Annotated in this window: 17 protein-coding genes; 3 read left to right on the forward strand and 14 right to left on the reverse strand. The window is 46.6% G+C overall.

Features of this window, described 5'->3' with window-relative positions:
* Window positions 1–218 precede the first annotated feature (218 nt).
* From KJS65_RS07920 to KJS65_RS07950, 7 genes are all read right to left on the reverse strand, one after another.
* The gene (locus KJS65_RS07920; protein ID WP_213649330.1) at window positions 219–359 is read right to left on the reverse strand and encodes a hypothetical protein; all 141 of its coding nucleotides are present in this window, start codon (window positions 357–359) and stop codon (window positions 219–221) included.
* Between the two features lie 146 nt (window positions 360–505).
* Window positions 506–1729, reverse strand: a complete 1224-nt coding sequence (locus tag KJS65_RS07925) for an alpha-L-fucosidase (protein ID WP_213649331.1) — start codon at window positions 1727–1729, stop codon at window positions 506–508.
* A gap of 85 nt (window positions 1730–1814) precedes the next feature.
* A complete protein-coding gene (locus KJS65_RS07930) occupies window positions 1815–3548 on the reverse strand; it encodes an ABC transporter substrate-binding protein (protein WP_213649332.1) in 1734 nt (577 codons plus the stop codon).
* A 127-nt stretch (window positions 3549–3675) separates the two neighbouring features.
* Window positions 3676–4575: a carbohydrate ABC transporter permease gene (locus KJS65_RS07935; protein WP_213649333.1), complete on the reverse strand. Its 900-nt coding sequence runs from the start codon at window positions 4573–4575 to the stop codon at window positions 3676–3678.
* Window positions 4576–4632: 57 nt separating this feature from the next.
* Window positions 4633–5628 (reverse strand): ABC transporter permease, encoded by a 996-nt coding sequence (locus KJS65_RS07940; RefSeq protein WP_213649334.1) that lies wholly within the window; start codon window positions 5626–5628, stop codon window positions 4633–4635.
* Between the two features lie 335 nt (window positions 5629–5963).
* Window positions 5964–8228, reverse strand: a complete 2265-nt coding sequence (locus KJS65_RS07945) for a helix-turn-helix domain-containing protein (RefSeq protein WP_213649335.1) — start codon at window positions 8226–8228, stop codon at window positions 5964–5966.
* A gap of 239 nt (window positions 8229–8467) precedes the next feature.
* The gene (locus KJS65_RS07950) at window positions 8468–9055 is read right to left on the reverse strand and encodes an NAD(P)H-dependent oxidoreductase (RefSeq protein ID WP_213649336.1); all 588 of its coding nucleotides are present in this window, start codon (window positions 9053–9055) and stop codon (window positions 8468–8470) included.
* A gap of 120 nt (window positions 9056–9175) precedes the next feature.
* Between KJS65_RS07950 and KJS65_RS07955 the strand changes: the two genes are divergently transcribed.
* Window positions 9176–9604, forward strand: a complete 429-nt coding sequence (locus tag KJS65_RS07955; protein ID WP_213649337.1) for a MarR family winged helix-turn-helix transcriptional regulator — start codon at window positions 9176–9178, stop codon at window positions 9602–9604.
* A 556-nt stretch (window positions 9605–10160) separates the two neighbouring features.
* Here KJS65_RS07955 and KJS65_RS07960 read toward each other — a convergent pair.
* Entirely contained in the window at window positions 10161–10784 is a 624-nt protein-coding gene (locus tag KJS65_RS07960) for a TetR/AcrR family transcriptional regulator (protein WP_213649338.1), read from the reverse strand.
* A gap of 173 nt (window positions 10785–10957) precedes the next feature.
* Here KJS65_RS07960 and KJS65_RS07965 point away from each other — a divergent pair, with 173 nt between their 5' ends.
* The gene (locus KJS65_RS07965) at window positions 10958–12139 is read left to right on the forward strand and encodes a YhgE/Pip domain-containing protein (RefSeq protein ID WP_213650697.1); all 1182 of its coding nucleotides are present in this window, start codon (window positions 10958–10960) and stop codon (window positions 12137–12139) included.
* A gap of 119 nt (window positions 12140–12258) precedes the next feature.
* Here the strand turns inward: KJS65_RS07965 and KJS65_RS07970 are convergent, their stop codons facing one another.
* Entirely contained in the window at window positions 12259–13023 is a 765-nt protein-coding gene (locus KJS65_RS07970; RefSeq protein ID WP_213649339.1) for an SDR family NAD(P)-dependent oxidoreductase, read from the reverse strand.
* Between the two features lie 109 nt (window positions 13024–13132).
* Here KJS65_RS07970 and KJS65_RS07975 point away from each other — a divergent pair, with 109 nt between their 5' ends.
* On the forward strand, window positions 13133–13537 hold the full coding sequence (locus KJS65_RS07975; RefSeq protein WP_213649340.1) for a MerR family transcriptional regulator: 405 nt from the start codon (window positions 13133–13135) through the stop codon (window positions 13535–13537).
* Between the two features lie 384 nt (window positions 13538–13921).
* Here the strand turns inward: KJS65_RS07975 and helD are convergent, their stop codons facing one another.
* The 5 genes from helD to KJS65_RS08000 all read right to left on the reverse strand — a co-directional run bounded on the left by helD (window position 13922) and on the right by KJS65_RS08000 (window position 21265).
* On the reverse strand, window positions 13922–16339 hold the full coding sequence (helD, locus tag KJS65_RS07980) for an RNA polymerase recycling motor HelD (RefSeq protein WP_213649341.1): 2418 nt from the start codon (window positions 16337–16339) through the stop codon (window positions 13922–13924).
* Window positions 16340–16708: 369 nt separating this feature from the next.
* Window positions 16709–17008: a VOC family protein gene (locus KJS65_RS07985; protein WP_213649342.1), complete on the reverse strand. Its 300-nt coding sequence runs from the start codon at window positions 17006–17008 to the stop codon at window positions 16709–16711.
* A gap of 344 nt (window positions 17009–17352) precedes the next feature.
* Window positions 17353–18903 carry a hydantoinase/oxoprolinase family protein gene (locus KJS65_RS07990; protein ID WP_213649343.1) on the reverse strand — a complete coding sequence of 517 codons (1551 nt, stop codon included), beginning with the start codon at window positions 18901–18903 and terminating at the stop codon, window positions 17353–17355.
* Window positions 18896–19999, reverse strand: coding sequence for an S-methyl thiohydantoin desulfurase family protein (locus tag KJS65_RS07995; RefSeq protein WP_213649344.1), 1104 nt, complete (start codon window positions 19997–19999; stop codon window positions 18896–18898). Before KJS65_RS07995 ends, KJS65_RS07990 begins: the two co-directional genes overlap by 8 nt.
* The gene (locus KJS65_RS08000) at window positions 20000–21265 is read right to left on the reverse strand and encodes a cytosine permease (RefSeq protein ID WP_213649345.1); all 1266 of its coding nucleotides are present in this window, start codon (window positions 21263–21265) and stop codon (window positions 20000–20002) included. It lies immediately after the preceding gene.
* Window positions 21266–21339 lie beyond the last annotated feature (74 nt).

Consider the following 21339-nt stretch of genomic DNA (forward strand, 5'->3'; position numbering starts at 1 on the left):
ATCAGGGAGAAGTAAATAGCCATGAGTTGAATAATCCAGCCCCTTACCAGAGCAACGATACTGATGCTGAATAACATTAGTCTTTCTTATAATCGGCTATGTATATAAGTTCGTGTCCTGGGCTAACAATACAAGTTAATGTCATCTTACATGAAACTTGCCATGAATAGAAAAAACGGCTGTCTGTTTAAGGCGGCCGTTTTTTTGAAAGCTTTCACTCAGCAGTTCTTTCCACTATTGTTACCTGGGTTCATCGGTTTGTTTCTGTCACTTTCCGACATCTTTTCACCGAATTGATCCAGCCGTCCTGGAGAAGAGGCAGGTCCGTCGTTCTTCGGTTTATTGTTTCTTCCAGTCATGACGTTCACCTCCATTCTTAACATGAGCGTCTGACCTTGTTTTCATACCCTAATGCTTAATACCAGATAGTGGATTGAATTCTAAATTCATGTTGTGCTAAAGCCGTGTGTAAGCCCTTCTGTCAACTAAGTGACATAGCATGGAATCATTCCACGCAGTATGCAGCAAAACATCGGATCATGGGCTTCTCCACGCTGGATAGGAAAGTTACACGCAACAGATCGGTTTCGATAGCGTCAAACCGGTCTATTTTTTTATGCCCTATTGCGCTTCCCCGTGCTAGCTCTTTCCAATCGCCTTTGCTGTAAGCTTCAAGAACGTATTCGCGTATACGCTCCCCTTGGACGATATCCTCCATGAGTATCACGTGATTCACTGGCTGGATGCGTTCTAGGCTCAGCAGCAATTCGTTTCCTTCTCCATTCGTCTGGCCAATAGATTGTCCGAATCTGCGGCGGATTTCATCCCCGAATTCGATGACCCGTGTCACGTCAACATCAGGCAGCAGCCCACGGTTATCCGGGGATACATTCAAGAGCAGCGTAGCGCCATGGCCAACCGAACGGTAATAGAGCTCCAACACTTCCTCAAGGCTTCTTAAGCTTGCTTCATCGTCAGGATGCCAGAACCAGTGACGTTTGCGTATCGGGACATCGCATTCGGCCGGTACCCAGGCGGGAGTCCCTTCCATCCAAGTCAGCATATCGCTGGTAAACATGCTCTCCCTTGCCGTGGTCGCCGTATTCCAGCACGGGTAAGGAGCAACGCCATCTTCATTCCCTACCCAGCGGATCGTCGGACGTCCCATGTTAAAGACCATCGCGTCTGGCTGATATTTGTCCACCAGCCCGATGATTCGGGTCCAATCATATTCTCTGCCTTGAGAACCGGCCCCATCGAACCATACTTCGACAAGTGGTCCATACCCTGTCAGAAGCTCCGTTAATTGATCAGCGTAAAAATCATCATAAGCCTCCTTATCCGGATAGCAGGGTTCATGCCGGTCCCATGGAGACAGATACAGCCCAAACTTAAGCCCTTCCTCCCTGCAGGCATCGGCAACCTCACGAACAACATCCCCGTTGCCGTCTTTCCATGGACTGGACTTCACGGAATAATCGGTCGTTCGAGTCGGCCACAGACAGAAGCCGTCATGATGTTTTGCAGTCAAAACCAAATACTTGAAGCCGGCGCGTTTCGCCGTCCTAGCCCATTGACGGGCATCAAATTCATCTGGATTAAAGAGCTCTGGGGAATCCGTTCCTTCCCCCCATTCCTGATCGCAAAACGTGTTCATGCCAAAATGGCAAAACATGCCCAGTTCATATTCCTGCCATGTCAGCTGCTGCGGAGATGGTTTTGCTAACATTGAATAGTACACCTGCTTTCCATGGAGTTAAAGATCATCATCCCCTGCACAGAGAATATTCGTGCACAGGGGACTAGGGTTTTCGTTATTTTTTGGCATCCAATGCTTTTTGATAGATATCCAAGTACTGGCTCAGCTGCATACCATCAAGCCCTTTTACATAGGAGTCCCATTCTTTGTTGATGTCTTTGGAGCCTGTAATAAACTGGGCCATATTGGATTTCACATAACCAACAAGCGTCGTCTTGATCTGTGCAGCGATCTCGGCATCTTCAAGCGCTATGAACAGCCCGTTTGGATATTGCTCCTTGGAATGGAACGGTTCATACTCCTTGGAAACCTGGTTCAGGCGGGTACCGTATCCGTCCGGAGCGAGCGGGTCCTGAGGAGACGTCCAAGATGCGCGGTAAGCATATGTTCTGAGCGATGGACCGATCTGCTCCCATCCATCGTTATGAGTCGGCTTCTTCTCCGTTGCCGGAATTGCCGTATATTTGGCCTGCTGTCCATTCATATCCATTTCACCAGGCTTCGCCTTCCTCCACCCAGGTCCTTCGGGGCCGTTTTCCTCCAAAAGGATCGCTTCTTCTGTGTATAAATAATCCGCTAACCGAATGGCTGCAATCTGCTGTTCTTTCGTTGCTTTGTTCGTAATTGCAAATTGCGAATTTCCGATTCCTGCAAAATTCAGCGTCTGCTGCACGCCATTCGGGCCTTTCAGCGGCGGCACGGCAACGTAGTCCTTATGGCGCGGAGCTTTATCATCCATGCTGTACGCATAACTGATCAATGCAGTTGAGAGCGTCCCCATGATGTTATCCGGCTCACGGTTGGCCATTTGCTGAACGGCGTCGGCATTTTGCGTGAAGGCCGCCGGATCGATTAATCCCTCTTTGTACAATTTGTTCAAATAAATGAGGCCTTGTTTCCATTCTTCTTTATTGGCCGTAAAGTCGACTTTGCCATCGACATCGCGGAGGAACGTTCCTGAATCTTTATCCACATAATCATCGAGGATGAATGAGTTCATCAGGAAGGCCGAGACGTTGCCCGCCCACATTTCATCCGAGCCCGTTAGCGGGATTTCATCGTTTTTGCCGTTTCCATTCGGATCTTTCTCTTTGAATGCCTTCAGAACATTATAAAATTCGTCGGTTGTTGTTGGAACAGACAGTCCTAATTTATCAAGCCATTTTTTGTTAATCCACATTTTGAGCGCATTATCGCAATGATAGCATTCATTGACCTGCGGCAGAGCATAGATGTTGCCGTCTGGAGCCGTAATCGAAGCTTTCATGTAGGAAATATCCTGCATAGCTTTCTTAATATTCGGAGCATATTGTTCTATTAAATCATTCAGCGGGATAAACACCCCTTGTTGCCCGTACTTCATCTGCTCTTCTTTGGTCAACCCCCCATGAAGAATGACTTCCGGATAATCACCGCTGGCCAGCATTAATTGCTTGCGGTCATTCAAAGCGTTATCGGGTACCAGATCCCAGGCGATTTTGATATTCGTCTTGTCTTCAAGATATTTGGTGAATAAGTTCGTATCCATATTTTCAATCGTCGCGAACTGAGGCGCAAACATTTTGATGGTCATCGGCTTCTTCACGATTGGATAGGAGCCGACGGGTGTAAACACATCCTCCTCTGCGGCCTTATTGTCTGTTTTCTCAGCAGTCTGGTTGTTTGCCTGATCACCGGAAGAATTCGGATCGGCCGCTTTGGTTCCGCCGCAGGCGCTAAGAAGAAGCATGCAAATCATCAGACAGCTGATGGTGCCTAGCCAGGTTTTTTTCATAGAGCTTTTGTGCATCGAACATTTCCCCCATTCATCATCAGAATTCCGGGCGATGAGCCCCTTTCCTTTGCCACCACGAACTTCAACTATATCTGAATAACGGGCGGCATCACCTCCTTCAAACTGCTATTGATCTTCATTTTCAGCCCTTCAGTGAGCCAATCATGACACCTTTGACGAAATGTTTCTGCACAAATGGATAAATGATGAGCACTGGCGCACTGGCAACGACAATCAGTGAATATTTCAGCAAATCCTTAAGCCCCTGCTGCGCCTGCACCTGGCTCACATTCGCCATCATGGATGCATCGACCGTGTTCAGAATGAGTATATTGCGGAGAATGATTTGAAGCGGGAACAAGTCAGGTTTTCGCAAAAAGATCAGCGCATCAAAATAGGCGTTCCAATGGCCGACTGCGTACATCAATGTCATGACCGCAATGATCGGTTTGGACAGTGGCAGGACGATGCTGAAGATGAACCGTATATCGCTGCATCCATCCAGTTCCGCGGCTTCCGCCAATTCATCTGGAATCGTGGTTTGGAAAAAAGTCCTTGCAACGATAACCTGAAATACTCCCAGCGCCCCCGGCAAAATCATGGCCCAGCGTGTATCCAGCAGATGGAGATCTTTAACGACGAGATAATAAGGAATCAGCCCCCCGTCAAACATCATCGTAATCACGAGCAGAACCATAAAAAAATTACGGCCGTAAAGCGTCTTCTTAGCCAGCGGGTAACCAAGCATGATTGTTAATGCCACGTTAATGACCGTGCCGACGACGGTATAAAAGAGGGAATTCAAATAACCGACGCCAATTTGCGGATTATGAAAAACCGCCTTATAGCCATCCAGCGTAAAATCCACGGGAAACAGCCATACCTTGCCCGATACAACGGCTTGGGGCGAACTGACGGATGAGCTTAAGATGTAGATCAGCGGCACTGCCACAATAACCAGGACCAGTGACAAAAACAGATAGATGAAGAAGACAAATAGGCGATCACCTTTGGACTCACGTATAGCGGTTCCTTTAGACATAAGATCTCCTCTCTTTCCAAGTTCGTTTGCTTTTGCTTTTCAATAAATTAGACATGTCTACCACAAGCTATTGCTAGACAGCTTTCTGGCAATATAATTTACAGACACGAGCAGGATCAGGTTGATGACCGAGTTGAAGAGACCGATCGCCGCCGAGAAGCTGAAGCTGGACCCAAGCAAACCAACCTTATAAACATAAGTGGATATGACTTCCGAAGTGCTTAGGTTAAGCGGATTTTGCATCAGGTATATTTTTTCAAAGCCTAATTTCATGATGTTGCCCAGGTTGAGAATCAGCATGATGACCGACACAGGGATGAGGCTCGGAATATCGATATGCAGGATCTTTTGGATGCGGGATGCGCCGTCCACCTTGGCCGATTCATACAGTTCAGGGTTGACGCCGGAAAGCGCTGCAATGTAGATAATCGCGCCATATCCCGTAAACTGCCAAACATCAGACCATACATAAATAGATTTAAACAGGCCAGGAATGCCCATGAAATTCGTATTGCTCACGCCGAGCATCTCGAAAAATTTGCTGACCATCCCTACGTTTGGCGTCAGGTTGACGATAATGATCGATACCATAATGACCGTAGAAATAAAATAAGGGGCGTAAGATACCATCTGCACGCTCTTTTTGAAAAGACCGTTGCGAATCTCGTTTAGTGCCAATGCCAATAAAATAGGTGCAGGAAAGCCTAGAATCAAACCGTAAAAACTAATGCCGAGCGTGTTTTTGATGTAGAGCCAGAAATTCGGCGAGTCGAAGAACTGGTGGAAATACTTCAGCCCGGCCCAGTCGCTGCCCCAGATTCCTTTAATGACGTTATAATTTTTGAATGCGATTACAATTCCAGCCATCGGTATATATTTGAAAATAATCAAATAAAGGACGGGCAGCAGCAGAACGAGATATAACTGCCAATGCCGCTTTATTTTTTTTCCTACTGTTCTTCCTGTTCTTCGTTCAGGCGGCGCTTTCAAGGACACGGGATTTTTCGGAGCCAGGCTTGGCTCGGTTTGAAGCTTGGAGGTCAGTCTAGGCATGCTGGTTAACTCCTTCCGTTCATTCATAACTTTCGGGTACTTGTAATGTAAGCCGATTGTAAACGACATCGTGATCCCACAACAATAAACAAAAATAAAACGCCTAACCTTTTTCGCCTGAACGCCATAAGAGAGACGTATCGGTGTGTAATCATGGTGGCCGGACCGCATTTAATGCAGGAACAGATTCTATAAGAAAAACGTTTATCGACGTATCTCAAAGTAGACAAACCGCGCTAAGCGGAAGTTTTTCTTGCGATATCAGGATGTATGAATCCTCGAAGTTTATACTTTCTGATATCTAATAAAAAAAGCAGCGATACAAGATCGCTGCCTTAACCATTTTCTACTGCTGAATCATTTTCACCCGTGCGCTTTGCCTTCTGGTCCGTCCGGTATTCGCCCGGGGCAGCCCCGGTCGTTCTCTTGAACACCCGCGTAAACGAAATGGCATGAGCGTATCCGACCCGTTCCGCAACCTCCTGCACAGAATATTCGGTTTCCGTCAGTAGACGCTTCGCTTCTTTCATTCGGATATCGATCAAAAAATCAACAAACCTTTGTCCGGTGTTTTCTTTAAACAATTTGCTTACATATTTGGCGTTCAGCTGAAATCGGTCGCCGAGCATCTCAAGCGATAAATCCGGATTCGCGTAATCCCTCTCGATTAGTCTGCATATGTCTCTGATGATATTGGAGTACTGCTTTTCATCCTGAAGCTGCTTCATCATTTCATAATGATCCATAAGCACTTGCTTGGTTTCATGTCTCAGCTGTTCCAAGGAGTATGAATTGTCCACCTTTACCGTAAGCTTCGGCAATCCTTCCTGAACCCAGCTGTTGTAAATCCCCTTGCCCATACCCGACATTTCGCGTCCTATATAGTAGATCAAGTAATTCATCAGGCTAAATATTTCGTCATTGGTCAGGAAGCTTTTCTTTAACTGCTCAAACCATTTTTCGTAATCGTCGCTCCAATGCTCCTTAAGCATCCGGAAGGATTGTATGATTGAACGGATTTCGCCCAAATGCGTATATACTTCTGCGATGCCCTGGCTGGAAATATCCTCGCTTTGGATCAATCGGTTCTCGCCGAGCACAATTTTATACTTTAAGGCTTCCATCGCTCCTTTATACGATTTCGGAATATCGCCAAGCTGATTCGTGGATCCGCCTACGCCGATCGTAATCGTAAACTTCAAATTTTGATGGGTCCATGTAATGAGTTGTTCCGCAACACGGAACATCACCGTGTTCTCGAAACGGTCATGATCCCGTTCTTCAAACAGCATGAGTGACAGGTTGGAGGAAGATGTCCATTCCGTCCAAAGCTGGCACTCCCATTTCGAAGCGATCTCATCCACGACAGTCCGCAGAGTGAACTTCAACAAATCCTGATCGACCTTAGAATAATTTTTGCAGAAGTCTCCATACTTATCGATTTCAATCATTAGGATGCGGAATTGATCCAGCGGCTGCGGCAAGTTTAGTCGAACAGCTTCAGATTTCCATTCGGAAACGGTCAGAGAAGAATCCCCTTCGATCAGCTGACGGAACATATACCGGGTTCGTACATGGAGATCCTCCCGGTACTTCTCCTGATACTGCTTGGACTGATCTAATATTTGGTCAAATGCGGATTCAATAAAGGCAAACTCATCCGGTTTTCCTTTCCACCAGCCTCCGCCGACGACCGGGAGAGAATAGCTGCTAAACCGGGCGGCAATCGCCTCAATCGGCTTGGAATTCCGTCTGGAAACATAGATCATCCAGATGAATCCGATGGCGATCATGATAAGGCCGACGATAAACCACAGGTTATAAAGATAAGAGACAGCGCTTACAAAATTACTGTTCAACAGGCCGCTATCATATTTCCAATTGGTATAGCTTGAAACATACTGGGAATACACTTGAGACGGCGGAACATCCATGGGGCTGCCAAACAAAGGTTTTCCCAATGCATCCTTGACCTGGATAAAGCTGACTTTGGAATCCAACATATCTTGTGTAAGCCTGTTCAAGGAATCCGCAGCCACATTGACTACAATCATGCCAAGGTCGTTTTTCATATAAGGCGACCCTCTAACCAGGCTGACAACCTGCTTGCTGCCTTTCATCTTAAATTGTTCAAAAGTCCTTACCCCTGTCCATTTGGGCGTTTTCGATATTTGATATTGCTCGATAAAATTCCGATCCGGATAAGAGCTTATGTATCCATTGGTAGCTTCACTGAGCACATAACCGTCTGAATTTCTCACCAGATAAATCGAATCGATCAAGGGATAGTAATTAATGATTTCCTTGAGCTTCTGAACGGTTTGGATATTGATATAGGGATCACTTGTCATCGATGATTTGAAAAAATCGTTCAAAGGCTTGCTGTTGATGCTTTCGAGGACGATCATATTGTCGATCACCTTCAGCGATGTGTCTACCATACGCATCGCTTGCAAGGAGAGCGTTTTATTGGCATTTAGCGCCTCCTGCCGGCTCTGCTCGCTGAATAGCTGAAAGAAAACAAAAAATATAAACGTAATCACAATCACAAAAATGGGCATATAGGAGAGCAATAGACGCTTGAACCAGGATTTTCGCATGATCAACCCCCGCATTTTTTATGTAGATGTATGTTCTCGCAGTTTAATCATAACCATTTTGATGTGAAAAAGGGATGGGAAATTGTCGTTTCCTCTCTGTCTTTTTTTTCAGTAAAAAGGATGAGTTAAGATCCACCACCAAACGTGAATCTTACTCATCCTTTTTAAATGTACCCTTCTACAATAGCTTTGGCAGTGAAAATAATGGAATATAAACTGGATTCACATCCTGATTTCAATTATTGGGCAATCGTTTTAAAATAATGAAATATCCGCTTCAATTTCTGCTCATGCCTGCCTTTTGGGCTCTCCATGCTTCCGAATTCAAAAAATTTCATTTTGCGGATGCCTACATATTGAAGCAGGGCTTTTCTCATCAGAATTTTATGCGCATTTCCAAGCCAATATAAGGGATAGAGGGGCGGTCCTTTCATGGTGGAAATGCATACTGCGGATTTGCCTTTCAACAGACCCTCCGGCAAGAGCTTTCCGTTGTCACGATAGGCAAAATTTGATGCAAACATCTGATCGATATACCCCAAAAGCATCGCGGGAGGCCTCCCCCACCAGATCGGATACACGAACACGATTTTGTCCGCCCAACGTATCTGGTCGCGATATTTCATTAACCGGGGATCGATATGCATATCCCTCCTCCTTTTGTTCTCGTTAAAGACGAGTACCGGATCGAAGCCCTCTTCATATAAATCAAGCACCTGGACTTCCGTGATATGCGCGTTTTCGCTGCTCCCCTCAATGACCTTTTGCAAAAACGCATAACTTAAACTCCGATGATTCGGATGCGTATAAATCGCCAAGACATTCATGTGGCCACCTCATTACTTGTCATTTGATAACAAAATGGTAACACGTTTCTATTTTAGTTGTCAATTGATAATTGTATATTGATAATTAATTTGGTATGGTTTCAGTTAGAGGTGATTGAAATGGATAAAGAAACCTTGTTTCAAAAATTCGTGACTTTTACGACGGCCGTGCATGAAGTGACACATGAATTGACCAAAGGCATCAAGCCGGATGACATTACGCCCGTTCAATATAGCATTCTAGAGTATATCGCCGTAAGCCAGCCGGTTACCCTTAGCGAAATTAGCGACTGTAAGGATATTTCCATGCCGAATACGAGCCGTGAGATTAAGAAGTTAACCGAAAAAAACTTATGCGAGAAATATAGCGATGACGAAGACCGCCGCAAGCAATTGATCCGTCTCTCCGAAGCTGGTCAGACCCTGATGGACGGCGCTTTTCAACGCATCGGCGGGCGCTTTCTGGATCGAATCAAAGACGCTTCCCCGGAAGAATTGGCGGACATCGAACATGCATTGGACGTGCTTCAAAGCAAAGTGTTTTATTGAGGCTAAAGGCGAGAATCGTTGGAACGAAAAAAGCCGCGATTTACGCGGCATCAATCTGATAGATATTCTGATCGTTTTAACTTACATTTATAAATCGACGCCAAGATTCATAAAATTCTATTCTCAAGTTCACGATATGTCAGACATTATTAGGCAGAACTTTGCCAATACGAATTTCGAAAATAACTCAACCATCCCTCAAAACGTAACTTATCTGATTCTTTTTTTTGAATTTCCGAATCAAAACAAAAGGTTTATGAAAGCATTTCGAAGGGATCCGGACGAAATATTGATTAAAGTTTCGGTGACGGCCTTCAACCCGGTTGATGCATGTTAAGAATGACCGAGATAAGTAGATTCTAAGCTATCATCTTTTTCAAATATTGAAAAACCCCCACCAACGGAAAATACGGTGCGTTTTCTTGATTTGGCATGACTGAAGCCCTTGTCCTCGATTAAATGTATCTTGAATCAATCGGCGTGTCCTCTCCACCATTTGATCATGTATTTTCTCTGCCATATTCATCGACCCTTTCAACAATGAAGCCAATCTGTATCATAACTTATTTCCTACTCCCCGCATCAGCGTTTCCAAAGGACCCCGGCTCAAAATTTGAGTCATCATCGAGGCAAGCTCCCGGGTCGTTATATCGTTCCCGCGGGACATCCAGTGCGTTAATAGCCCGATATTGGCCGAGGCGGTAAAAGCCAAAAAGTAATCCCATGCGACGATCGACGCAGATTCTGTTGATTTTTGCAATTCGAATTGCTGCAGCATCTGCTGCGACATCAATTCTTTAAGCTGAATCGGAAGCTGCAGATCGCCATTAGGGCTGAGCATGACACGCAAGTAATCCGCGTGCGATAAAAGATATTCCAATATCCTAAGAAGCGTTGGATAGGGCTCTCCGCGCTCCGCATACAGTTTTACTTCCATCGGATTGAGGCCGACTGCAATGAGTTTTATCCCTTCGAAAATCTCCTGCTTCAACTGGTCTACGAGGTCCGCGACATCATGATAATGCAGATAAAACGTACCGCGGTTAATCTCAGCCCGTTCCGCCAGGTCCATGACGCTGATCCGGCTCAGTCCCTTTTCTGCTGTTAACTCGAGCAGAGCCTGTCGGATCAGTTTCTTCGTTCGGATCTTACGTCTATCCTTCTTCAATTCATGATCCACTTCGTTTCGCTCCTTATTCAACACCTTTTCGGATCGTGTTGAGTAATGTTCACTTTATGAAAATGTGATTATTGTTTTTCTTCGTGCAATTATTATAATCAACATTGTGATTGCTAATCAACATCATGATCATTAAAAGGGAGTGAAGTTTGTTGGATCTATTTAAAAATAAGATGGTCGTTCTATCGCCCATCCTTGCTTTGGTTATCATTTTTGTCTTTTCATTGACTTTATTTCCATCGGTGCAGCCCCAGCCCAAAAATTTACCGATTGCGGTCGTGAACGAGGATCAGGGGGTTCAAATCCCAAACCAGCCGGAGATGAACATGGGACAGAATATCGTCAAAATGATGCAAAAAACATCAGCAACAGCGAATGGCGAAGAACCTGCGGTCAAGTGGGTGATGGTTAACAGCCTGGAAGAAGTTCAAACAGGACTCGACCATCAGGAGTACTACGCAGCCTTGGTTATTCCGCAGGATCTCAGTTCAAAACAGGCGTCCCTCAGGACTTCCGCCCCTGTTTCGCCGGAGATTCAAATTCTGATCAACCAGGGCATGAATATGGCGGCGTCAACGGCGGCGGGACAAATCCTGAACGGTGTCGTTGATAATATCAATAACACGGTCCGCACCCAGCTCCTCGAAGGATTCAAAGCTCAAGGAGCCGTACTGTCGGTCGATCAAGCTTCTCTTTTGGTGAACCCGATTACCAAGAAAGTCACGAACGTACACGAGATCGGCACCCATAGTGCCAACGGCAACGCGCCCGTGTCCTTGTTCCAACCTCTGTGGATGGCCAGCCTGGCAAGTTCCGCTATCATTTTCACAGCGGTCAAAAAAGTTCAAGCCCGCACGAGAAAGGGCCGTCTTTCCGTTAAAATAGGGCAGATTCTAACAGGAGCGGTCATCGCCCTCGTGGTGGGATTCGGTTTCACCTGGATCGCCGATGGAATGGTCGGTCTTCATATCCCGAATTTTACGGATACCGCTTTGTTCCTGACCATTTCGTCATTCAGCTTTTTCCTGCTGATTTCGGCCGTGATTTCGCTGTTGGGATTTGGCGGGATAGCGATCTTTGCATTACTGCTCTTCTTCGGCGGTCCACTGCTGGCTTTAGCGCCGGAAATGATGTCTCCTTTTTACCAGGACTGGGTTTTCTCTTGGCTTCCTATGAGATTCATGGTCGCAGGATTGCGGGAGATTTTCTTCTTCGGTCAAGGTTTGACCTGGAATGGGCCTCTTTCCGTTCTCGTGTGGATCGGACTCGCGGGCATGGTGATCATCTTGGGCACGGCTTTCATGCCGCAGCTTAAAAAGGAAAGAACACGGGAGTTAAAACAGAATATGAGTTAGAAGCGTACGGCTCGATCTTATAGGTGTTGAGGATTCCGGTTCATGAGCTTTCCGATTGAAAAGAAAAAACGGCTCTCCGAAGAGAGCCGTTTTCATTAGGTTTCTGTTTAATCCCCATATCAGAGATACATGCCACCGGAAGCTTCTATGCGCTGCGCGTTGACCCAGCCCATCTCGTCAGTACACAAAGAGGCCACAACTCCGCCAATATCGTCGGCTTCTCCAACCCTGCCTAACGCTGTTTGTGAACCGATAAAATCATTTACCCCCTGATTATCCCTAACTACTCCTCCGCCGAAATCCGTAGCGATCGCTCCCGGGGCAACCGCATTGACCCGAATGCCTCTGCGTCCCCACTCTTTGGCCATGTACTTCGTCAATACTTCGATTGCGCCTTTCATAGCCGCATAAGCTCCGTAGCCTTCATTCGCAAACCGGGTTAAGCCGGTCGAGATGTTGACAATCCTTCCGTTATCGGCAATACGGGATATCAACCTCTGCGTCAGGAAAAAGACACCCTTGAAGTGCACGTTCATCAAGCTGTCGAATTGTTCCTCTGTTGTGTCCGCAAGCAGAGCATTCACCCCAAATCCTGCATTGTTAACCAAAAAATCAAAATAATCCTGATTCCATTTTTCTTTAAGTACATCATTCAATTGGGACGCAAACGCTTCGAAAGAGGAAATGTCACCCGCATCAAGCTGCAGCGCGGCTGCCTTCCCTCCGTAACCTTCAATTTCCCTGACGACCGACATCCCATCTTCCATCCGGGAATGATAAGTAACGATGACGTCTATTCCTTTGCGGGACAGTGCGATGGCTGTATTCCTGCCCAGCCCTCGGCTGCCTCCTGTTACTAGCGCGATCTTATGAGTTGCTGCCATAGTATATTTCTCCTTACATTTTATGATTGACCACTTGATTGTTCTGAAGCTGTGGTCTATAGTGATCGTAGCACTTAGAGTTAACTCTAAGTCAAGGGGGAAAGAAAAAATGTACTACACCATCAACGAGGTGGCTGAAAAATTCAGTCTGTCCGCACACACATTACGTTATTATGACAAAGAAGGACTTCTGCCATTTATCTCGAGGAACAAATCCGGAAACCGGGTCTTTACTGAATTGGATCTCCAATGGGTAGCTTTGATCTGTTGCCTAAAGGAGACCGGAATGCCGATCAAAGATATGAAGCAGTACAGTGATTGGTGCATGCAGGGCAGCCGGGCGATCAACGAACGGAAAGAGATGCTTATCGTTCACCGGAGCCAAGTATTGAAGCAGATTGAGGATTTAGGGAAAAACCTTGAGCTTATCGATTCAAAAATCGCGATCTACGAAGATCCGGAACTGGCCCGAAAAATGGACGAGCATCTTGAAAAAACAACAACCGAGAATTAACTTTCGTTGTCAAAAACGCCGCGTGCTTGGCGACTTCCAAAGCAGACTTCTATTTTATTGGACCGATAAACCGGATTTCGTTCGCCGCTCCGCTAAAAGATGCCGGTACGATGGCGATTACGCGAAAGCTACGCAATATCGTATTCAGCAGTGCTAGTAAGGGGTAAAATGAAGGAAGCCGCACAGGAGGTATAACTCCAGCTGCGGCTTCCTTTTGTTATCGTTCCTGCCCCCGCCCCTCCCAAGCACCGATAAATCAGCATCCAATGGGTGAGTGATGAGACGACAATTTTGTTCGGAGTTGAAAGTCGATTCGTTCTTTTCGGGGAATACGCTTGACACGGCAAGACAAAATCACTGCGATCTCAACGCGCCACCGATCATTCAACAGGTTGCATTCTCGTATAAATTCGCAGGCACTGCCTGCACGAACGGCGACCATTCGCCCGTCGTATATAAATGAAGGCGATGCATGGCCCGCGTACTTGCCGTATACAAAAGCTTGCGCTCGTTTTCCCGTCCGTATGCTTGAAGCGAAGCATCATATATCAGAACCGCATCGAACTCAATCCCCTTGGCGAGATATACGGGAACAACCATAACCCCTTTTTGAAAGTTGATCGTCTCTTTCGTTATGAGATGCACTGCTCCGCTGCCTTTCTCCCGCAAGGATTCAAAGGCTGTGCGGCTTTCGGCAGCAGTCTTTGTAATGACGGCTATAGAGTCGAAGCCATCGGCTTTCAGCCGCTCGATGTCTTTCAACATCCGAATGTCACGACTTTCTCCGCCTTCTAATCTGGCAAGAAGAGGCTTCGGTCCGCTCCTTTCAAAAGGTACGATTTCCGATTCATCCGTGAGCAGCTCTTTCGTGAACTCCACGATCTCCCGCGTTGAACGATAACTGCGCACAAGGCGGATCAAGCTTGTTTCGGTTTCGCCATATAATCGAAGAAGCGGCGAATCTGCCCCCTGCAGCTTGGTAGACTGCATGAAGATCGCCTGGCCGAAATCGCCGAGTACCGTCATGCGGGCACGCGGGAAGAGTTTTTTGAGATACTCGTATTGAAATGGCGAATAATCCTGTCCCTCATCGACGAATACATGCCGAATCTCGGTATTCGTCCGAACGCCTTCGATCAGTTCTTTTAAATACAAGTATGGAGTGGCATCCTCATAGAATAATTCTTGTTGGTCCAGCTTTTCTCTGGTTTGCTTGCAGATTTCAGCCCATAAAGCCGGGATTTCGTCCTCTTTCGTCTTCTCCCGATAAGCAGCTTCATCGCTAAATAGCTCAGTATATAGACCTTGGACATGAATGAACGAAAATTTCTTGATGCTTCTTCTTAACGGTTTAAAGCTTGCCTTTACGATTTTTTGGCTGAGCAAATCCTCCTCCCGCTCGGCATAGTCGAAGTCCCCTTCATCTTCCCGGCGTTTATTGCGTATTTTCTCGTGGACGAGGGCGTAACGCTCGGCAATGTCAAACACTTCCCGATCCTTGTGCAGCGCGCCGTAAACTTCGGCATATTGATCGTTGTCGAGGTAATGGATCTCCTCCTTAACCCAAGAAGCTTCGCGTTCCTCACGTTCCAATATTGACAGTTCCTTCAGAAGCCAATTCTGCAGCAGCTCGACGCGATTGGCCAAGCTCAAGGATGTGTCGTAACTGTAAAACTTCGAGCTTATTTGCTTCGCGGAGATCAATTCGCGGTCTCGAAACCGAATCCCGGTGAATAGCATCCCTTCACGCCCCAGCCACTGCGCATAGTTCTGTAAAGCGTTCAGGAAAGTCTCGGATGCTTTGTATTTGACTCCTTGCAGGCGAGCTTCGTAATCCGGAGTGGATTGTGCGTTCAGCACATATTCGATCTGATCGAAGGGATCCTCCAGTCGCAAGGATGTACCAAGCCAATATTCGAGATATTCCTGCAGCGTCGTTTGCTGCATGTTTTCCTCACCGAGCTCGGGCAGGACGGAGGATACATAACTGTTAAAGATCGGATTCGGCGAAAAAAGAACGACCTGGTCAGCTTTAAGCGTATCGCGATTTTTGTACAGCAAATACGCCACGCGCTGCAAAGCCGCTGAGGTCTTCCCGCTGCCGGCTGCCCCCTGCACGATAAGCAGCCGGCTGCGATCGTTTCGGATGATAGCGTTCTGCTCCTTCTGGATCGTTGCTACGATGCTCTTCATTTGAGAGTCCGCGCCTTTGGACAACATCTGCTGGAGAAGCTCGTCACCGATCGTTACATTCGCATCGAACATATTACGGATTTGTCCGTTATGAATCTGATATTGCCTTTTCAGCTCCATCGTACCCGTGATCCGCCCACCAGGCGTGTCGTAAGAAGCCGTACCTGGTGAATGGTCATAGTAAAGACTCGCTATGGGAGTGCGCCAATCATATACCAGGAAGTTTAATCCATCTTCGTCGACGAATGAAGATACACCGATATAAATCCGCTCACTTGAGTTCAGACCGTCCTCCAGAAAATCGATTCTTCCAAAATAAGGAGAGGGCAGCAGACGATTCAGGCTCCTCCATTGTTGCGTCAGAAGCCGGTAGCGCCGTTCTCGTTCGGATAACACCGCGGCCTGTTGTTTAATCGTATAGAACGTTTCTTCAAATTCTTCGTCCGAGCTCGTATTGACCGTAACTTCTTCCCAGAACCGTTTGCGAATCTCTGCAGCCTGATCGCTCAGCCCGGTAACCATCGGTTCCAGCTCGTCGATCCTCGCTCTCAGCTTTTCCCTTACCCGATTCAGCCGTTCTTGTTCAGTCTGCCATTCCTTTGCTTCCATAGGGTCTGAACACGCTCCTTTACAGTCCGGTAAAATAGGCATTGACAAATCAGATGTCACTGGTGTACAATAAAATTAGGGAAAATATTAGAGTGACCAATCACATATGATTTTCAATTGCGCTACTGATTATATCATAGTGCTTTTAGTCGTTCAAATATTTTTTTATTTCTTGGCCAATCGGCCAAGTTTTTTTGTTTTTCGCATGCCTCCGCTGAACATTCCATCTAATAATCTTCATCAAGATATCTAAACGACTATCGAATGGACAATCGCATATCTGAGAAATTCAGGTTTTTATTGTCTGATATTCTTATCACTTTATCTTTAAATAAATTTATTTTAGCTTCAAAAAGTCCCCTATTATTGCTATCCTATTATTTCCTTCATAGCACCCAACACGATAGTGTATTTATCTGGATCTTGTATATAAACGTTTTTGAATTCCCAATTGCCGTGAGAACCACTTACCGGCTCATTAGGAAAAAGTCCACCCTTATTTCGAATTTCTTCAGTTAATTTGTCAATATCATTCCAACCAACATGTATAAATGTATCCCATCCATATTCTGGTCCTTCCCATTCAGTTGGATAATCAGATCGTTTCTTTGAAGGAGCATTTGGTCTAACATCTTCATGGGAATTTGCTTGTTGCAAGATAACAATCATTCCATCCCGTTCAGCATGTCCTCAACCATCAATTCTACATCCTAGAACATCACGATAGTATTCTTGTGATTTCTTTAGATCTGAGACTAATCGAACTTGAATTGTCGTTCCGAATTTCAGTTGATGTTTTGTGTCCAATTCCGTTAATTGATTGTTCAATATAAATTCTCCTTCCTTAAAATGAATATAGGATAATATTTCAACTTTAAATAAAAATCCCCTTCTACTTAGTGAAACTATTAGATGAATAATTTTCTGAATTCATCCATAGTTCACGTTGCTCCTCACGGGTAACAAAAAAAGAGCCTCACACAAGTTGTATACACTCATGTGAAGCCTCTCTTCTACTTCATGTTTCCTACCACTTTCACTCTCAGTCTCGTCGCATTTCCCGGATGATAAGCCAGCGGAGTTTCTTCCACTTCCACGAGCTCCACCGTTGCCGGATCAGCGCCAGCTAGCACCGCCTGTTTCACGGCTTTTTCTTGTGCGTCTCTTAACGAATCCTCGCGGGGCTCTGTTGAATATATATAGATTTGTTCATATTGTCCGCTGATTTGAGCAATACATGCGCCGATGGCGTTGGCTACGCCTCCATTCTCAGGCTTAATCATACGAGATACCCCGCGAATCGCGTCCGGAATAACGACACTGCCGCCGCCCACCAAAACAAGCTCGACGTCTCCCGATGAAGTCTTCATTTTATCAATGGCCTGCTCAATAATCGATGAAATTTCAGCTTCAACTCGTTTAGCGAACCCTTCATCCAAATGCGCTACCAAGCTCTTGTCCCCGACATCCGCAAGGCCCAGCCGAACGGCAATGTCTGTTGTCGTCAGCGTATTCCCGCCAAAGACCAGCGCTTCCTGTCCGATCTTGTATCCTACGCTGTCAGGACCAACCGTTATTTTCCCGTTATCCGAGCGTACGATGCTTCCGCCGCCCAGTCCAACCGAGATAATATCCGGCATGCGGAAGTTCGTGCGGATATCGCCAACCTCGACCGCAACCGAGGATTCTCTCGGGAAGCCGTCCTGCAACACCCCGATATCCGATGTCGTTCCTCCCACGTCGAGAACCATCGTATCTTTGATCTTCGCCAAATACGAGGCACCGCGTATGCTGTTCGTTGGCCCGCAGGCAATGGTTAGGATCGGAAACTGTTTAGCGTAATCGATCGACATTAATGTACCGTCATTTTGGCATAAAAACACCGCTGCGTCCGTGATGCCTTCTTCTTTTAACGCTTGTACAAATCCTTGGGTTGTCGTTTCAATGACCTTGCACAATGCTGCATTAAGTATGGTTGCATTTTCCCGCTCGATTAAACCGACCGAACCGATCAGGGAAGAGCAGGAAACCGGAAACTCTTCGCCATACACTTCATGAATGAGATCGCGAATCTGAAGCTCCTGGTCATTTTTAATGGATGAAAACACACCGATGACTGCGATGGACTCGACACTGCCGCGCCATTTTTCTAATAAAGCTGTGATTTCGGTTTCATCTACTTCTCCAAGCACCTGGCCGTCGTATTCATATCCGCCATGGACGAGAGCATATTGACCCGACAGCTTCTGAACCATATCCTCAGGCCAGGACGTGTACGGAAGCACGGAAGCCGTTGCTGGGTAACCCAGACGAATGACGCCGACTTGGGCCAGCTTTTTGCGCTCCACTATGGCATTGGTACACTGCGTCGTGCCTAACATGGCATGCGTGATTTGCGCTTTATCAATATTCGATTCCTGCAGCAAATTCCGGAGCGAGGTTTCAATCCCTATTTTAATATCTAGACTTGTTGGGGATTTAACCGCATGAATCAAATGATGATTCTCATCCAATATGATGGCATCTGTGTTGGTGCCGCCTACATCGATCCCGATTCTATACATTTTCAGCCACCGCCTTTTTCACCAGTTCCTCAATAGCAACATAATCGTAATCATATCCGAAGTATCTTGGTCCTACCGTCTGGACTCCCTTTTCGGTTCTCCACTTTTCATGAGCGGGCAGTCCAACCACCCGTACGCGCTTACCGTATTTTAGGCTCTCCGTGGTTACAGGCGACAAAGTTTCGAAATCAACCAGACAGATCAAATCGGGGGTCATCGCTACCACTTGACCGTTCTTTTCAGCAATCAGGTTTTCATTTTGAAAATGAACCTTCATCTCTCCGCCTTTAAACGCCTCGATTCCTTCGAGATGCATTTGGCCGAGGTTAAATCCTCCCTTGGTTTCCCGAATGACATCTACGATTTTGCCTTGGAAAAGTTCATAGCCGGACACAAGTTTCAACAGTTCTTGAAGCTTATCATTGGCTTCCCGATTCTTCGATGTAATGATCTCTCCGATCTGTTCAGAAAGGGTCACAATATGATGAACTCCGCTTTGCTTCATTTGAGCACCTGTTGCCGGATATAGGCTTACTAGAGCACTGGCACCCATTTCTACCGTTGCCACCCTGGCGAGCCGTTCCGTCCATGTATTATTAATAGTCTCAAAGATACCGATATTCCCTTTTTCATCCGAAATCGCCATCGGTGTCGCCGGCATGCCGTCCAGGTTAAACGTCACCATTTGAAGCTCCGGAAATGCACGTCCCATACCGTCACAGTCGATCAGGGGCAATCCCAGCTGCGCCGCAACGACGATGGGAATCATGGAATTGACACCCCCCGCCTCCATCGGAAACGTGCCGGTAATCTGATCTTTTCCTAAGTAATTCGCTAGTTTTTGAAAAACCTTTACAAACTCGTCCCCTTTAGGGAATTTCTCCACGAGTACGGAAGGCGCCCCCATCATCGCGGCCGGAATGAAAAAGTCCTCATCCTTAATCTCATCAACCGAGAATAACTGTACAGGTCCAAACTTCTCAATGGCCGAGAGAGCCATCAATTTTCCGATATAAGGGTCTCCCCCTCCGCCGGTTCCCAGAAAGGCTGCGCCGACGGCGATGTTTTCAACAGCTGCTTTATCTAAATATCTCATTCACGTTTCCTCCAATATGACTGTCTTTTGAGCCGATATACGATAGCCTGCATAATACATGACAAAAGAAATGACAATCCCGATCAACGGCTGATTCGGTACCTGCGGCAAGCTTGGAAACAGGGATAACACCACAGGGGTACTAGCAATAACCGCGCCCACAAGCCAGGAAACGATGCCCAGTATATTCACGCCTTCGACCTCATGCCAGCGGCTCTTATCCCCTTTGCCAAGCACCCAGTAAGAAGCGATCATCACGCCTGCCACCGGCGGAATCATGGCCGACAAGATGGACATGATCGGTGTGAAATAGTTGAGTATGCCTATGACAGCCAGTACCGTCCCGATCGTTCCCGCGATGCCAACGGCCCATTTTTCTTTTTCCTTCGATACGTTGAACACGTTAATTAAGGCAAAACCGCCTGAAATGGCATTCACGAGGTTCGTCTTCCATGTAGCCAGAATCAAGACCACACCGCCAATAAACGGTGTCGTGATGCTCAAAAAGGTTGCTGTGATATCGCTGGCTTGATAAGCAATCGTCAGGACAGCTCCTGCACCGATCATCAGCAAGCCTGCCGGAACAATCCCGAATAGAGCGGCTTTCAGGACATCGGACCGTTTTCTTGAAAATTGCGAATAGTCCCCAGCGATGACTGCACCCAGGGCAAATGAACCCAGCGTTACCGCCAGCCCATCCGTAAAGCTCATTGCTCCCTCAGGCTTATAATTCTGAATGATCTGCAGGGAGTCACCGGTCAAAGCTTTAATTAGACCAAATATGCTGATTCCCACCAATAAAGGAACGGCGATATAGCTAATCACCCGCAGCACTTTAACGCCATAAACGGCCGAAATCACCATTACGAGACCGCAGATGAGAGATGCCAAAGGCACCGGTATGTTCACTCCGGTCGCGGCTAGCAGGTTAGCCAAGGATGCGCCGCATACATTCGCCTGAATTCCGAACCATCCAAGGCACGCAATGGCGAGGATGATCGAAAGAATCGTCCGAGACCCTTTTTTGCCAAACACCTGACCTGCAACTTGAACCGTCGTTCTCCCCAAATCCATGCTTTGAATTCCCTGCAGAATCATGAGTAACACAATAATGGAGTACCCTACCAACGTGACAAGCAATGCCTTCGATAGTCCCATGCCTGCTATAAGCGCATTTCCCACCAACAAACTCGGGATGCTGATGACCGCGCCAGCCCAGATGATCCCAAGACTGAACCAGGATTGATGTTCTTTAACGGTTTTCATAGGATCCCCCCAACCTTTTTCTTTCGAATAGTTTTTCTTATTGTAAAAGATGAAGTAGGTCAGCGTCTTTTTCA

The sequence above is a fragment of the Paenibacillus sp. J23TS9 genome (assembly GCF_018403225.1).
In the GTDB taxonomy this organism is placed as follows: Bacteria; Bacillota; Bacilli; order Paenibacillales; family Paenibacillaceae; genus Paenibacillus_AQ.

Coding starts and splice junctions, on each gene's coding strand:
- KJS65_RS07925 (WP_213649331.1), bottom strand. CDS start 1,729: ATGTTAGCAAAACCATCTCCGCAGCAGCTGACATGGCAGGAATATGAA.
- KJS65_RS07990 (WP_213649343.1), bottom strand. CDS start 18,903: ATGTATAGAATCGGGATCGATGTAGGCGGCACCAACACAGATGCCATC.
- KJS65_RS08000 (WP_213649345.1), bottom strand. CDS start 21,265: ATGAAAACCGTTAAAGAACATCAATCCTGGTTCAGTCTTGGGATCATC.
- KJS65_RS07955 (WP_213649337.1), top strand. CDS start 9,176: ATGGATAAAGAAACCTTGTTTCAAAAATTCGTGACTTTTACGACGGCC.
- KJS65_RS07935 (WP_213649333.1), bottom strand. CDS start 4,575: ATGTCTAAAGGAACCGCTATACGTGAGTCCAAAGGTGATCGCCTATTT.
- KJS65_RS07950 (WP_213649336.1), bottom strand. CDS start 9,055: ATGAATGTCTTGGCGATTTATACGCATCCGAATCATCGGAGTTTAAGT.
- KJS65_RS07975 (WP_213649340.1), top strand. CDS start 13,133: ATGTACTACACCATCAACGAGGTGGCTGAAAAATTCAGTCTGTCCGCA.
- KJS65_RS07970 (WP_213649339.1), bottom strand. CDS start 13,023: ATGGCAGCAACTCATAAGATCGCGCTAGTAACAGGAGGCAGCCGAGGG.
- KJS65_RS07965 (WP_213650697.1), top strand. CDS start 10,958: ATGGTCGTTCTATCGCCCATCCTTGCTTTGGTTATCATTTTTGTCTTT.
- helD (WP_213649341.1), bottom strand. CDS start 16,339: ATGGAAGCAAAGGAATGGCAGACTGAACAAGAACGGCTGAATCGGGTA.
- KJS65_RS07985 (WP_213649342.1), bottom strand. CDS start 17,008: ATGATTGTTATCTTGCAACAAGCAAATTCCCATGAAGATGTTAGACCA.
- KJS65_RS07995 (WP_213649344.1), bottom strand. CDS start 19,999: ATGAGATATTTAGATAAAGCAGCTGTTGAAAACATCGCCGTCGGCGCA.
- KJS65_RS07930 (WP_213649332.1), bottom strand. CDS start 3,548: ATGCACAAAAGCTCTATGAAAAAAACCTGGCTAGGCACCATCAGCTGT.
- KJS65_RS07940 (WP_213649334.1), bottom strand. CDS start 5,628: ATGCCTAGACTGACCTCCAAGCTTCAAACCGAGCCAAGCCTGGCTCCG.
- KJS65_RS07945 (WP_213649335.1), bottom strand. CDS start 8,228: ATGCGAAAATCCTGGTTCAAGCGTCTATTGCTCTCCTATATGCCCATT.
- KJS65_RS07920 (WP_213649330.1), bottom strand. CDS start 359: ATGACTGGAAGAAACAATAAACCGAAGAACGACGGACCTGCCTCTTCT.